Raw genomic sequence first — 12,237 nt, 5'->3', positions numbered from 1 at the left:
ACATCCCCTGCCTGGCGAATCTCCTCTGATCAACCCGTGTTGTCGGACTGAAGTCCGACCTACAGGACAACCTACAGAAGCAGGACCTTACCCACCCGCCGGGCCGTCTTCGGCGATGCGCCCATCCACCAGCCGCACGATGCGGTCGCAGCGGGCGGCGAGGCGGGGGTCGTGGGTGACGATCAGGCAGGCGCAATTGGCCTGGCGGTTGAACTCGCGCAGCAGCGCGAAGATCTCGTCGGCGGTGTGGGTGTCGAGGTTGCCGGTGGGCTCGTCGGCGAGGATCAGCCGCGGCTTGAGGGCCAGCGCCCGGGCGATGGCGACCCGCTGCTGCTGGCCGCCGGAGAGCTCGGCCGGCTTCTTGCGGGCGTGGGCCTTAAGGCCCACCGCGTCGAGCAGTTGCAGCGCGGTGGCCTCGGCCTCGTCGTCGGGCCGGCCGCGGGCGATGATGGTGGGCATCATCACGTTCTCCAGCGCGCTGAAGGCCGGCAGCAGATGGTGAAACTGGAACACGAAGCCGATGCTGCGCCCGCGAAGCTGGGTGATCTCGGCTTCGGAGAGCGTGGCGGTGTCGCGCCCGGCGATGGACAGCCGCCCGCCGGTTGGCCGCTCCAGCAGCCCGATGATGTTGAGCAGCGTGCTCTTGCCCGAGCCCGACGGCCCGATCAGCGCGGCAAACTCGCCCTCGGCCAGCGCAAAGTCGATGCCGTGGAGCACCTCGGTCTCGACCGGCGTGCCGACGTTGTAGGCCTTGGTGAGGCCGGCGAGCTGGATGACGGGGGCAATGGCGCTCATGAGCGGATCGCCTGCACCGGGTCCATCCGCGAGGCGCGGCGGGCGGGGATGAGGGCGGAGGCGAGGCCGACGACGGTCGCCACCAGGGCTGCCATCGCGATGAAGCGGGGTTCGAGCTGGGCCGAGAACAACGGCGAGCCGTCGGCGTTGCGGTAGATGCGGGAGAACACCTGAAGCAGCGTGAAGGCCAGCAGGCTGCCCACCACCGAGCCCACCGCCCCCACCAGCGCGCCCTGGATCAGGAAGACCTGCAGGATCGCCGAGCGGCTGGCGCCCATCGCCCGCAGGATGCCGATCTCCTTCTGCTTCTGCACCACGCTCACCACCAGCACGCTGGCGATGCCCAGCGCCACGATGATGGTCACGAAGCTGCGGATCAGGTTGTTGGACACCGTCTGGTTGCGCAGCGCGGCGAGCAGCTGGGCGTTGGTGGTCATCCAGCTATCCACGGTGAGGTTGGTGGCGGCGCGCAGGCGGTCGGCGACGGCCTGGGCCTCGAAGATGTCGGCCACGGTGAGATCCAGGTTGGAGATGCCGCCGGGCAGGTCGAGCAGGCTCTGGGCCAGCGGCAGGGTGACGAACACCCAGCGCCGGTTGAGATCCTTGTTGCCGATGTCGAACACGCCGCCCACCACCAGCAGCTCGTCGCGGCCGTTGGGCAGCATCACCCGCAGCTTGTCCTCGAGCCCGATGCCCAGATCCTTGGCGAGCTCGCTGCCGATCACCGCCCGCGGGCCATCCACCGCAAAGCGGCCGGCGACCATGTATTCCTCCATGCGCACGATGCGCCGGTAGCGCTCGGCGTCCACGCCCATCAGCGCCACCGACTTGTTGGCCTGGCCGCGCACCGCAAATGCCGGCCCGGTGGCCACCGGCGACACCGCGGTGACGCCCTCCATCCCCGCCGCCAGCCGGGCGATGTTCTCCCACTGATCCACCGAGCGCAGGCGCTGGGCGCGGGGTTCGATCACCGTGGCGTAGCCGTCGGCGTCGATGGCGCGGCGGTTGGCTTCTTCGAGGGGGCGGATCACCACGTGGGCCTGGCTGCCCAGCACCCGGTCGACGATCTGCGCCTGGAGCTGGGTGATGAGCTGGGTGAGGAAGACGATCACCGCCACCCCACCGGTGGTGCCGGCGAGGATCAGCAGGGTCTGCATCCGCCCCTCGCGCAGGAAGCGCAGGGCGACCATCGGGGCAAAGGGCAGGCGGAACTTCATCGCGCGACCACGCCCAACAACCCTGTAGGTCGGACTTCAGTCCGACAACACCGCCACGCCGACCCACCTGCAAAGCCAATCGCGTCGTGAGGCAGATGTAGGACTGAAGTCCGACCTAAAGGCTGGCCTGCGGATGCGGCACATCCCGTCACTTGGTCATCCCTTGCGGAACCTGCAGGCCGCCGACCTTGGGTTTCCTGGGCGGGCGCACGCGCACCTTGTCGCCTTCCAGCGCGCCGGAGGCCGGCAGGATGGCCTGATCGCCATCGGCAAGGCCGGAGGTGATCTCCACCTGACCGATGCCGGCAAGGCCGATGCCCACGTCCACCCGGGTGGCGACGCCGTCGCGCACCGCCAGCACCCACGGGCGCGGGCTGTCGGCCTCGCGCACCGCCTCGGCGGGCAGCACGAGGGTGGAATCCTTGTGGCCGGTCACCGTCTCGACGGACACAGTCATGTCGGGCCGCAGGAAGGCCGGCGGCTTGCCGACCCGGAAGCGGATCTCCACCGTGCCGCGCTGGGGGTCCACCGCCGGGGCGAGGTAGTACAGCTCGGCATCGAAGGGCTGGCCGGGGAAGGCATCGGCCACGCCGCCGGCCTTCTGGCCGATCTTCAGGAAGCGCAGGTTCTTCTCGTCCACCGTGGCGTAGATGCGCGTCTCGCCGGCGTCGGCGAGCTCCAGCAGCACCTTTCCGGCGGCGGCCACGTCGCCCGGCTCGGCCTTGCGGGTGAGCACAGTGCCGGCTGACGGGGCGGTGAGGGTGAGCAGCGCGGCGCGGGCCCTGGCGTTGGCGAGCTGGGCGCGGGCCTGGTCGACGCGCGCCCGGGCGGCTTCGCGCTCGGTGCCGCCGGGCACCTGGGCGGCCAGCTGGGCGCGGGCGGCATCCACAGCGGTGGCGGCATTAGCGGCGTTGCGCAGGGCGTCGTCCACCTTGGACTGGGCATAGAAGCCCTGGGCGACGAGGCGGCGGGCGCGCTCGGCCTCGGCGTTGGCGACCTTCAGGTTGGCTTCGGCCTGGGCGAGCTGTTGGGCGGCCACCGGCTGGCCGAGTTTCTCCACCTGGGTGAGGCGCGCCTCGGCCTCGACGCGGGCGGCCTCGGCCTGGGCGACCAGCGCGGCGGCATCGTCGGCGCGCAGCCGGGCCAGCACCTGGCCGGGGGCCACCACGTCGCCTTCGCGGACGGTGATCTCGAGCACCGTGGCGGCGATCGGGCTGCCGATGGCGATCCGCGCTGGCGTGGCGATGCGTCCGGTGGCGACCACCGACTGGGTGAGCGGCGCGGTTTTCACCACCGCCACATCCACGTCACGCCCGCGGGGCCACAGCACCGCCGCGGCAATGGCGCCGGCCGCGGCCAGCGCCAGCATCAGGCCGCGGGCCTTCACGCCGGGTCGGCCAGCAGTTTGTCGAGCAGGGCGTGGAGCTTGGGAAAGTCCGGCGCACCTAGGTACTTCTGGACCACCCGCCCCTGCTTGTCGATGAGGAAGGTGGTGGGCGTGAGGCGCACGTCCTCGAAGCCCTTTGCAGCGGAACCGTCGGTGTCGAGGGCGACCTTGAAGGGCAGGGCGTTCTTGGTGGCGTAGTTGCGCACGTAATCGGCCGGGTCGTAGCTCATAGCCACGGCGACGGTCTCGAAGCCCCGCGGGGCGAACTTGTTGTAGGTGTCGACCAGCTGCGGCATCTCGGCCACGCAGGTGGTGCAGGTGGTAGCCCAGAAGTTCACCAGCACCACCTTGCCGCGCAGGGCGGAGAGCGGGGTGGTCTGGCCGTCGAGGGTCGTGAAGCGCACGTCGGGGGTGGCGGGCTGGCTGCATCCGTCAAGGAATGCAACGAGCAGCACAGGGGCGACGAGGCGCGTGATAGCCTTGAGAAACATCTTTTTGTTACCGCGTTCGGCTTAGAGGAGGTTTTGCGATGCGTGCGATTCTGAGAGCTTTGGTGCTGCTTGTCATCTGTTCCCAGGCCTGGGCGCTGAGCCTGGCCGACCTCACCGACAAGGACGCCTCGGGCGGACTCAAGGAGGCCCTCGTGCAGGGTGCCGGCAAGGCCGTTGGACAACTGGGCGCCGACGGCGGTTTCCTCAACAACCCGAAAGTGAAGATCGGCCTGCCCGATAGCCTCGCGCCCCTGGAGGCCGGCCTGCGCGCCATGGGCCGCGGCAAGGATCTGGACGCCCTCATCAACAACATGAACCGCGCCGCCGAGCAGGCCGTGCCCAAGGCCAAGGCGCTGCTGGTGGATGCGGTGAAGAAGATGAGCGTCGAGGACGCCAAGAAGATCCTCTCCGGCGGCGACGATGCCGCCACCCAGTATTTCCGCGAGAAGACCTCCGCCCAGCTCACCGAATCCTTCCTGCCCACGGTGCGCGAGACCACCAGCAAGCTGGCCCTGGCCGAGCAGTACAACAAGCTCGCCGGCAAGGCCGGCGCGTTTGGCCTCGGCAAGGGCGACGACCTGAAGATCGAGAACTACGTGACCCGCAAGGCGCTGGACGGCCTCTACCTGATGATCGCCGAAGAAGAAAAGGCCATCCGCAAGGATCCGGTCGGCGCCGCCGGCAACCTCGCCAAGAAGGCCTTCGGCGCGCTCGGCCAGTAAGCCGCAGGGGCCATGCCCGACGCCGCGCCACCGTCGCCCGTCCGCCTGCTGCCGCTGGGCGACGCGGCGCTCACCGTCGAGTTCGGCTCGGCCATCGCCGACCCCATCCACGCCCGGGTGCTGGGCTTTGCCGGGGCGCTGCCGGCCCTGGCCGAACGCCATCCGGGCATCGTCGAATGGGTGCCCACCTTCCGCTCGGTGACGATCCATTTCGACCCGGATCGGGTCGATGCCGCGCAACTCGAAGCCGACCTGCTGGCCCTCGCCCGTGAAGGCCACGAAGCCAGCGCCAGCGGCACCACCTGGACGCTGCCGGTGTGCTTCGACGCCGACTGCGCACCCGATCTCGCCGACGTGGCCGCCGCCAGCGGGCTCACCCGCGAGGCGGTGATCGAGCTTCTCTGCGCCACCGAATTCAAGGTTTACATGCTGGGCTTCCTGCCCGGTTTTCCGTACATGGGCGGCCTGCCCGCGCCCCTCGAGATGCCCCGCCTCGCCACGCCCCGCCTCAAGGTGCCGGCCGGCTCGGTAGCCATCGCGGGGCGGATGGCGGCGGTCTATCCGTGGGACAGCCCCGGCGGCTGGCGCCTCGTCGGCCGCACCGCCACCCGCCTGTTCAACCCCGACAATCCCGATCGCCCGGCCCTGCTGGCCGCGGGCGACCGGGTGCGCTGGCAGGCGGTGGGGCGCGACGCCGTGGCCTGCTGACGCTCAGACACCCAGCCGGCGGCGACGCAACAGCCCGGCCAGCCCAAGCCCGGCGAGCGCGAGGGTGCCCGGCTCGGGGATCGCGGTGATCTTCAGGAGGTAGTCGTTGCCCCAGCCGGTGAAGGCGTCGGAAGCGTTGATGAAGGTCAGCGTGATCGGGAGCGACTCGAAGCCGCCACCACTCAGCGCGCTGGCATTCGAGTCGGTGAGGATCGTGGTCACCGTGCCCAGGAAATCATCGAAGAGGATGTCCTCTTCGTACAGCGTCAGATACAGTTTGATCGGCAGGTGGCTGAACGCCGTCGGGTTGAGGTCCGTCACCGAAAACGTGACCGTCACATTGTTGCCGCTCTCGGCGTAGCTGACGTTCGTCAAGGTGGGGCCGGCGCTGGCAGCGGTCGTCGCCAGCGCCAGCGACACCGCCGCGGCAAGTTGCTTCATCATGATTTGTATCTCCCTGAATGTCATTCGGCAGGCGTTTTCCGGCCGAAGGGGTTCGATACCCCTACTTGCAGCGTAGTCATTCAGAATTCTGACCGCCCAAAACAACTGTGAATTGCAGCAAGCACCCGACTACGCTCCACCTCGAATCCCCCGGCCTCGGCGTGTCGATCCAGGACCGCGGCCGCGTGGGCCATCGCAGCATCGGCGTGCCGGTTTCCGGCGCCCTTGATCCGCTGTTCCTCGCCGCCGCCAACGCGCTGGCCGGCAATCCGCCGGATGCCGCCGGGCTGGAAGTCCTGCTCGCCGGGCCGCTGCTGCGGGCCACGGGCGGGCCGGTGCGCGTGGCGCTGGCGGGCGAGATGGACGCCCGGCACATCGACGCCGCGGGCGAACGCCGGCCGGTGGCGGCGTGGTCGACGGTCACCCTGCAGGACGGCGAGCGGTTGCAGGTGGGCAGCCCGCGGGGCGTGGGCTACCTGGCGGTGGAGGGCGGCATCCTCACCCCGCCCCAGCTGGGCAGCCGCGCCACGTATACCCGCGCCGGGCTGGGGCTGCCGCCCGCGTTCCTGCCCTGCGCTCCCTTCACCGGCGACGCCACCGAATGGGCCGCACCGGCGCCGCTGACCCATCCGGACGGGCCGATCCGGGTGATCGCCGGGCCGCAGATCGACCACTTCGACGCCGCCGTGCGCGAGGCCTTCGCCAGCGAAACCTTCACCCTCACCCCCGAGCGCGACCGGATGGGCCTGCGCCTTGCCGGGCCGCCGCTCGCCCACAACGCGCGGGGCGCCGACATCGTCTCGGACGGCGTCACCCCCGGCACGATCCAGGTGCCCGCCGACGGCCGCGCCATCGTGCTGCTGGCCGACTGCCAGACGGTGGGCGGCTATCCCAAGCTGGCGGTGGTGATCCGCGCCGATCTGCCACGCCTCGCCCACCTGCAGCCGGGCGATGGCCTGCGCTTCCGGTTTGTGGATGCCGCCGAAGCGGCCGCCGCCCGCGCCGACGCGGCCCACCGACTGGCAGAATGGATCGCCGCCCTGCGCCCCCGGGGCACGGCCGGCACCGACAGCGCCGCCCTCCTCGCCGCCAACCTGGCCGGCGCGGCGATCCGTGGCGACGAAGACGACATCGCCCCCCAACCCTTCACCGCAAACCCCACCCCATGACCCGCACACTCAACCTCAACGCCGATCTGGGCGAGAGCTTCGGCGCCTGGACGATGGGCAGCGACGCCGAGCTGCTCGCCATCATCGACAGCGCCAACATCGCCTGCGGCTTTCATGCCGGCGACCCGCTGGTGATGCGCCGCACCCTGCAACTCGCCAAGGCCGCCGGCACCGGCATCGGCGCCCACGTGGCGTTTCCGGATCTGCAGGGTTTCGGGCGCCGCCCGATGACGATCCCGCCCGCCGAGCTGGAGGCGATCATCCTCTACCAGCTGGCCGCCCTCGACGGCATGGCGCGGGTCGAGGGGCTGGCCCTGCGCCACGTGAAACCCCACGGCGCCCTGTCGAACATGGCCTGCGCCGATGCCGCGCTGGCCCGCACCGTCGCCAGTGCCATCAAGGCCTACAACCCGGCGCTGATCCTCCTCGCCCCGGCGCTGTCCGAGCTCTACAAGGCGGGCGAGGCCGCCGGCCTGCCGGTGGTGGCCGAAATCTTTGCCGACCGGGCCTATCTGGACGACGGCAACCTGGTGCCGCGCAGCCGGCCCGAGGCGATGATCCACGGCGCCGCCGCGTCCCTCGCCCACGTCTCGGCCATGCTCGACGAGCAGGCGCTGATCTCTGTGAATGGCAAGCGCCTGCCCACGCCCATCGGCTCGATCTGCGTGCACGGCGACGGCCCCGACGCGGTGGCCACCGCCCGCCATCTGCACGACGAACTGATCCGCCGCGGCTATCAGCCGGCGCCGCTGTAGGCCCTCAGTCGGGCCGCTGGCCCGTCGTCACGGGTCAGTCTGCCTTTCGGGGGCCGCGCACCCACAGCCCGATCAGCATGCCCGCAACCAGCGGCAGCGCCGCCAGGCTGCCGGCACCGACGGCCACCACTGCCGGGCCGGGGCAGTAACCTGCCAGCCCCCAGCCGATGCCGAACAGCGCGCTGCCCACCAGCAGGCGCCGATTCACCGGCCGGTGGCCCGATGCGTGGAAGGGCTCGCCCGATGCGCTGCGCCGGGTACGCCGGCCAAGGAGCAGGCCGAGGCGCGCAACGCCGATGCCGCCCACCATCACCAGCGCGAGGGACGGGTCCCAGGCCCCGGCCAGATCGAGAAAGCCCAGCACCTTGGCCGGATTGCTCATGCCCGCCACGATGAGGCCGACGCCGAAGATGAGCCCGGCGACGAGCGCCCCCGCCAGCGGGATCAGGGGATTGCGGCCGGAAGCCGCCGGGGCGCTCACAGCCCGACCCCGATGAGGTGGCGGGCGATGAACACCACCGCAAAGGCCGTGCCCATGAACACCGCCACCGCCGCCAGCGAGCGCGGCGACAGCCGGGCGAGGCCGCACACCCCGTGGCCGCTGGTGCAGCCGTTGGCGAGCCGCGTGCCGACGCCCACCAGCAGCCCGGCCACGAACAGCCGGATCACCTCTGCGCTGCCCTGCCCGGCCGGCGCAAACTCGCCGATACCGGGCGCCACCCAGCCGAGCACCGCCGGCGCCGCCAGCAGGCCCGCCACGAAGGCGAGGCGCCAGCCCCGGTCGCCCGGCCGCCAGCGCAGCCCGCCGAGGATGCCGCTGATGCCCGCCACGCGGCCATTGACCAGCCACAGCACGCTGGCCGCCAGGCCGATCAACGCGCCGCCGGCCAGGGCGCTGCCAGGCGTGAAAGCCGTCCACGCGATGCTCATACCAATCTCCATCCGCTTACAGCGCCCATGTGTAACCCACCGTCAGCACGTCCTCGCGCAGGTGGTTGCTGGCCTCACCGCCGCCAAAGCCGGCCGGGATCGACCCGTCTCCCGACACCGTGACCTTCGGCGCCCGGGTGTAGGCCGCGCTGAGCTCGCCCCCCGCCAGCCGGTAGCTGGCGCCCAGGCTGAAGTGGTTGCGCACCACACCCGGCGCCAGGATGTTGAAGAAGGTCTGGCTGGACGGCACCGGCTGCTGGGCCCGGCTCGCCCCGGCCCGCAGGGTGAGGCGCTCATCCACCGCATAGGTGGCCCCCAGCTTGACCACCGAGATGTCTTTCCAGCCGAAGCCGGCGCCGTTGTCTGCGCCCAGCTGGCCGCCGCTGAACAGCACTGACAGCGGGTTGCCCACCGATCTGACGCTGCCGTACTCGATGCGCTGCCAGTCGGCCGCCAGGGTCAGGGCCGGCGACGCCTGCCAGGCGACACCCACGCCGTAGGAGGCCGGGATGTCGAAGCCGCCGTGGCCCTCGAACAAGCCCTTGTAGCGGTCGAACTCGCTCATCTGGATGCGCGACGACCAGCTCGCGCCCAGCCGCACGGTCGGCAGCACCTCGCCGATCCAGCCGAGCTTGAGGCCCCAGCCGGTGGCGCTGTCGTGGCCGCGGTCGGTCACCGAGCCCGGGGCCGACGACACCGCGGCGTTGTCGAAAGGCGACAGGCCCCGCGCCGCGAAGCGCTGGTAGGCGAAGGTCACCGCGGCGCCGATGGCATGCCCCGGCGCCGGCCGGAAGGCCACCGACGGGGTGACGAAGAGCTGCGCCAGATCGATGCCGGCCTTGCCGGTTGCGCCGTAGGCCGCAAACGGGTTGCGGTCATAGTCGGTGTTCATCCCGCCGTTGCCGTACACCGCCAGCCCCAGCGCCAGCTCCGGCGACACCTGCCGCGCGTAGCCCAGCCCGGGGATGAAGAAGTTGCGCTTGCCGTTGGCGGAGTAATCGCCATCTGCGCCATAGGCGTTGCCGTGGATCGAGGCGCCGCGATCAGGACGGAACAGCGAGGCCTCCACATCCAGCCGGTTGCCGACGAAGGCCGTGCCGGCCGGATTGGCGGCCGCGGCCAGCCCGTCCTGGGGTAGGGCGATGCCCACCCCGGCCACACCCTGACTGCGCACGCCGTAGCCGTGGGAGAAATATCCATTGGTTGCCGCAGCCGCGAGGGGCCAGCCGACGACGGCCAGCCCGACGAGCAGGGCCGGTGTTACGAGTTTCATGGTGAGTTTTCCTATCCGGAGAGATGTTGGGATCGAACAGCCGGCTGCCGGCGCCGGAACATCCCGCCGGCAGCCAGCCCTTTGGCCAGACCTTACCGGCGCCCCTTGGCCGGATGAACCAATAAAACCTTCGATGTTTTGCAGCAGCAGCCGAAATTGTTCTGCAGGAATTCCGTTAAAGCTGCACGGGCGCGGTATTGCGACACGCCCCCATGCCAGACTGATGAAACCAAATGGCGCCGCCCGCAACCAAAGCACAGAGCAGCGATCAGCGCCAATCAACCCGCCGGAGATCCACAACCATGGACAACGTGGCCCACATCCCGTCCTACCTGTCGGCCGAGCATCTGGGGCCCTGGGAAACCTATCTGGTCCAGATCGACCGGGTCGAGCCCCATCTGGCTGCCGACCTGCGCCCGCTGGCGCCCATCCTCACCCGGCCGAAGCGGGCGCTGATCGTAGACGTTCCGATCCGCCTCGACAACGGTGAAATGGCACATTTCGAGGGTTATCGGGTGCAGCACAACCTCGCCCGCGGCCCCGGCAAGGGCGGTATCCGCTACCACCCGGACGTGACCCTGGCCGAGGTGATGGCCCTTTCGGCGTGGATGACGGTGAAGAACGCGGTGGTGAACGTGCCCTTCGGCGGCGCCAAGGGCGGCGTGCGGGTCGAACCCAAGACGCTGTCGCTGGCCGAACTGGAGCGTCTCACCCGCCGTTACGCCAGTGAGATCAACATCTTCCTCGGGCAGGACAAGGACATCCCGGCGCCGGACATCAACACCAACGAGCAGGTGATGGCGTGGATCATGGACACCTTCTCGATGAACGAAGGCAAGACGGCGATGGGCGTCGTCACCGGCAAGCCGGTCAGCCTGGGGGGCAGCCTCGGGCGCAAGGACGCCACCGGGCGCGGGGTGTTCGTGACCACCGTCGAGGCAGCCCAGCGCATCGGGATGAGCATCGCCGGCGCGCGGGTGGCCGTGCAGGGCTTCGGCAACGTGGGCGAAGCGGCGGCGCGGCTGTTTGCCGATGCCGGCGCGAAGGTGGTGGCGCTGCAGGATTCCACCGGCTCGATCCACAACCCGGGCGGGCTGGACGTGCGCGCGGCGAAGGTCTGGAGCCTCGCCCACCACACCCTCATCGGCGCCCCCGATAGCGAACCCATCGACAACGCCGACTTCTGGGGCGTGGACGCCGACATCCTGGTGGCCGCGGCGATGGAGAACCAGATCACCACCGCCAACGCCGGCCGCATCCGGGCCCGCCTCATCACCGAAGGGGCCAACGGCCCGACCAGCCCGGAGGCCGATCTGATCCTCCAGGAGCGGGGCATCACGGTGATCCCCGACGTGCTGGCCAACGCCGGCGGGGTGACGGTGAGCTACTTTGAATGGGTGCAGGACATCAGCGCGTTCTTCTGGACCGAGGAGGAGATCAACGCTCGCCTCGACCGGATCATGCGCGAAGCCTTTGCGGCCGTGTGGGATGCGGCCCGGGCCAAGGGCATCGCGCTGCGCACCGCGGCCTTCGTGCTGGGCTGCGAGCGCGTGCTCGCCGCCCACCAGATGCGCGGGCTGTACCCCTGAGCGGGGCGCGGCCTAGCGGGTTTCGAGCTTCTTGAGGCGCTTTTCGAGGCGGGCGAGGTCGTCGCGCAGGGCGGCGGTGTCGCCCGCCAGATCTTCAAGGGCGGCCTTCTTGACCACCAGCGGCTGCTCCTCGCCGAAGTATTCGACGAGGTTTTCGACCACGTTGCGGGCGGCCTGACGATGCCAGGCGGCCACGTCGCGGGCGGTGTTCACGGCCCGGTGGGCGGCGATGTCGCCGATGAGCCGCGACAGCGCCTCTTCGCCGTCCCAGCGCAGCTTGCGCAGCACGAAGCCGAGGGCGTCGGCAAAGTCGGCGTTGCCGCTGATGCGGATGTCGGCCATCAGCGCGTCGGTGCCGCCGATGGCCTTGGGCAGCGAAGCGAGCGGGAGTTCGAGGGTCACGTCGGGCTCGGGCGTGGCGGATTCGGTGAAGCAGCCGCCGCCGTCGATGCCCAGGCTGAGGACGAAGGGCGTGACGTGGAACACCGCCGTGCGGCCGGCAAAGGGCGCCAGCCGCTCCCGCGCCCAGGGCGCGTCGGCGAGCAGGTGGTTGAGGCCGGCAATGGCGGGCGAAGCAAACATCTCGTGTCCTGCGCTGGAAGGTCTCAGAGCTTGTAGCCGCGGTGCAGGGCGACGACCCCGGCGGTCATGTTGAAGTATTCGACGCGGGCGAGGCCAGCCTCTTCCATCAGCGTCTTGAGGGATTCCTGGTCCGGGTGCATGCGGATGCTCTCGGCCAGATAGCGGTAGCTGTCGG

General features: G+C 70.3%; 15 protein-coding genes. 5 read left to right on the top strand and 10 right to left on the bottom strand.

From position 1 onward, the window contains the following. Positions 1-87: 87 nt before the first annotated feature. The 4 genes from Q0672_RS21315 to Q0672_RS21300 all read right to left on the bottom strand — a co-directional run bounded on the left by Q0672_RS21315 (position 88) and on the right by Q0672_RS21300 (position 3,890). Positions 88-795: an ABC transporter ATP-binding protein gene (locus Q0672_RS21315; protein ID WP_153162547.1), complete on the bottom strand. Its 708-nt coding sequence runs from the start codon at positions 793-795 to the stop codon at positions 88-90. Further along, complete coding sequence (locus Q0672_RS21310; protein ID WP_153162548.1) at positions 792-2,012, bottom strand: FtsX-like permease family protein; 1,221 nt, start codon at positions 2,010-2,012, stop codon at positions 792-794. Before Q0672_RS21310 ends, Q0672_RS21315 begins: the two co-directional genes overlap by 4 nt. Positions 2,013-2,160: 148 nt before the next feature. Then, positions 2,161-3,399 carry an efflux RND transporter periplasmic adaptor subunit gene (locus Q0672_RS21305; protein WP_298625656.1) on the bottom strand — a complete coding sequence of 413 codons (1,239 nt, stop codon included), beginning with the start codon at positions 3,397-3,399 and terminating at the stop codon, positions 2,161-2,163. Further along, positions 3,396-3,890, bottom strand: coding sequence for a peroxiredoxin (locus Q0672_RS21300; protein WP_153162549.1), 495 nt, complete (start codon positions 3,888-3,890; stop codon positions 3,396-3,398). The genes Q0672_RS21305 and Q0672_RS21300 overlap by 4 nt, the downstream gene beginning before the upstream one ends. A gap of 38 nt (positions 3,891-3,928) precedes the next feature. Between Q0672_RS21300 and Q0672_RS21295 the strand changes: the two genes are divergently transcribed. Both Q0672_RS21295 and pxpB read left to right on the top strand, forming a co-directional pair. After that, positions 3,929-4,612: a DUF4197 domain-containing protein gene (locus Q0672_RS21295; RefSeq protein ID WP_153162550.1), complete on the top strand. Its 684-nt coding sequence runs from the start codon at positions 3,929-3,931 to the stop codon at positions 4,610-4,612. A gap of 12 nt (positions 4,613-4,624) precedes the next feature. Then, a complete protein-coding gene (pxpB, locus tag Q0672_RS21290) occupies positions 4,625-5,320 on the top strand; it encodes a 5-oxoprolinase subunit PxpB (protein WP_298625651.1) in 696 nt (231 codons plus the stop codon). Positions 5,321-5,323: 3 nt separating this feature from the next. On the opposite strand, the gene Q0672_RS21285 is transcribed toward pxpB, so the two are convergent. Beyond that, a complete protein-coding gene (locus Q0672_RS21285) occupies positions 5,324-5,764 on the bottom strand; it encodes a PEP-CTERM sorting domain-containing protein (protein WP_228111942.1) in 441 nt (146 codons plus the stop codon). Positions 5,765-5,871: 107 nt separating this feature from the next. Between Q0672_RS21285 and Q0672_RS21280 the strand changes: the two genes are divergently transcribed. Both Q0672_RS21280 and Q0672_RS21275 read left to right on the top strand, forming a co-directional pair. After that, a complete protein-coding gene (locus Q0672_RS21280; protein ID WP_298625647.1) occupies positions 5,872-6,933 on the top strand; it encodes a biotin-dependent carboxyltransferase family protein in 1,062 nt (353 codons plus the stop codon). Beyond that, positions 6,930-7,688 carry a LamB/YcsF family protein gene (locus tag Q0672_RS21275; protein WP_153162554.1) on the top strand — a complete coding sequence of 253 codons (759 nt, stop codon included), beginning with the start codon at positions 6,930-6,932 and terminating at the stop codon, positions 7,686-7,688. The genes Q0672_RS21280 and Q0672_RS21275 overlap by 4 nt, the downstream gene beginning before the upstream one ends. Positions 7,689-7,722: 34 nt before the next feature. Here the strand turns inward: Q0672_RS21275 and Q0672_RS21270 are convergent, their stop codons facing one another. From Q0672_RS21270 to Q0672_RS21260, 3 genes are read right to left on the bottom strand one after another with little or no spacing between them, the layout of a single operon-like run. Beyond that, entirely contained in the window at positions 7,723-8,169 is a 447-nt protein-coding gene (locus Q0672_RS21270; RefSeq protein WP_228111943.1) for a DUF6691 family protein, read from the bottom strand. After that, on the bottom strand, positions 8,166-8,618 hold the full coding sequence (locus tag Q0672_RS21265; RefSeq protein ID WP_298625643.1) for a YeeE/YedE thiosulfate transporter family protein: 453 nt from the start codon (positions 8,616-8,618) through the stop codon (positions 8,166-8,168). The genes Q0672_RS21270 and Q0672_RS21265 overlap by 4 nt, the downstream gene beginning before the upstream one ends. 16 nt (positions 8,619-8,634) lie before the next feature. Further along, positions 8,635-9,891, bottom strand: coding sequence for an OmpP1/FadL family transporter (locus Q0672_RS21260; protein ID WP_298625640.1), 1,257 nt, complete (start codon positions 9,889-9,891; stop codon positions 8,635-8,637). Between the two features lie 302 nt (positions 9,892-10,193). Here Q0672_RS21260 and Q0672_RS21255 point away from each other — a divergent pair, with 302 nt between their 5' ends. Continuing rightward, on the top strand, positions 10,194-11,480 hold the full coding sequence (locus tag Q0672_RS21255) for a Glu/Leu/Phe/Val dehydrogenase (protein WP_284189615.1): 1,287 nt from the start codon (positions 10,194-10,196) through the stop codon (positions 11,478-11,480). Between the two features lie 12 nt (positions 11,481-11,492). Here Q0672_RS21255 and Q0672_RS21250 read toward each other — a convergent pair whose 3' ends face one another. Both Q0672_RS21250 and Q0672_RS21245 read right to left on the bottom strand, forming a co-directional pair. Further along, positions 11,493-12,062, bottom strand: coding sequence for an SCP2 sterol-binding domain-containing protein (locus Q0672_RS21250; protein ID WP_298625636.1), 570 nt, complete (start codon positions 12,060-12,062; stop codon positions 11,493-11,495). A 23-nt stretch (positions 12,063-12,085) separates the two neighbouring features. Next, positions 12,086-12,237 (bottom strand): class I SAM-dependent methyltransferase (locus tag Q0672_RS21245; protein ID WP_298625709.1); only part of this gene is annotated, 152 nt, incomplete at its 5' end.

The sequence above is a fragment of the uncultured Zoogloea sp. genome, assembly GCF_937894855.1.
Classification (GTDB): domain Bacteria; phylum Pseudomonadota; class Gammaproteobacteria; order Burkholderiales; family Rhodocyclaceae; genus Zoogloea; species Zoogloea oryzae.
Note: the sequence above shows the minus strand (reverse complement) of the source record. Positions and strands in the feature narration are given on the sequence as shown.

What these genes read in the sequence shown, in the direction of transcription:
- Q0672_RS21260 (WP_298625640.1), bottom strand. Translation starts at nt 9,891, where the DNA reads ATGAAACTCGTAACACCGGCCCTGCTCGTCGGGCTGGCCGTCGTCGGC.
- pxpB (WP_298625651.1), top strand. Translation starts at nt 4,625, where the DNA reads ATGCCCGACGCCGCGCCACCGTCGCCCGTCCGCCTGCTGCCGCTGGGC.
- Q0672_RS21300 (WP_153162549.1), bottom strand. Translation starts at nt 3,890, where the DNA reads ATGTTTCTCAAGGCTATCACGCGCCTCGTCGCCCCTGTGCTGCTCGTT.
- Q0672_RS21275 (WP_153162554.1), top strand. Translation starts at nt 6,930, where the DNA reads ATGACCCGCACACTCAACCTCAACGCCGATCTGGGCGAGAGCTTCGGC.
- Q0672_RS21250 (WP_298625636.1), bottom strand. Translation starts at nt 12,062, where the DNA reads ATGTTTGCTTCGCCCGCCATTGCCGGCCTCAACCACCTGCTCGCCGAC.
- Q0672_RS21295 (WP_153162550.1), top strand. Translation starts at nt 3,929, where the DNA reads ATGCGTGCGATTCTGAGAGCTTTGGTGCTGCTTGTCATCTGTTCCCAG.
- Q0672_RS21310 (WP_153162548.1), bottom strand. Translation starts at nt 2,012, where the DNA reads ATGAAGTTCCGCCTGCCCTTTGCCCCGATGGTCGCCCTGCGCTTCCTG.
- Q0672_RS21285 (WP_228111942.1), bottom strand. Translation starts at nt 5,764, where the DNA reads ATGATGAAGCAACTTGCCGCGGCGGTGTCGCTGGCGCTGGCGACGACC.
- Q0672_RS21265 (WP_298625643.1), bottom strand. Translation starts at nt 8,618, where the DNA reads ATGAGCATCGCGTGGACGGCTTTCACGCCTGGCAGCGCCCTGGCCGGC.
- Q0672_RS21255 (WP_284189615.1), top strand. Translation starts at nt 10,194, where the DNA reads ATGGACAACGTGGCCCACATCCCGTCCTACCTGTCGGCCGAGCATCTG.
- Q0672_RS21315 (WP_153162547.1), bottom strand. Translation starts at nt 795, where the DNA reads ATGAGCGCCATTGCCCCCGTCATCCAGCTCGCCGGCCTCACCAAGGCC.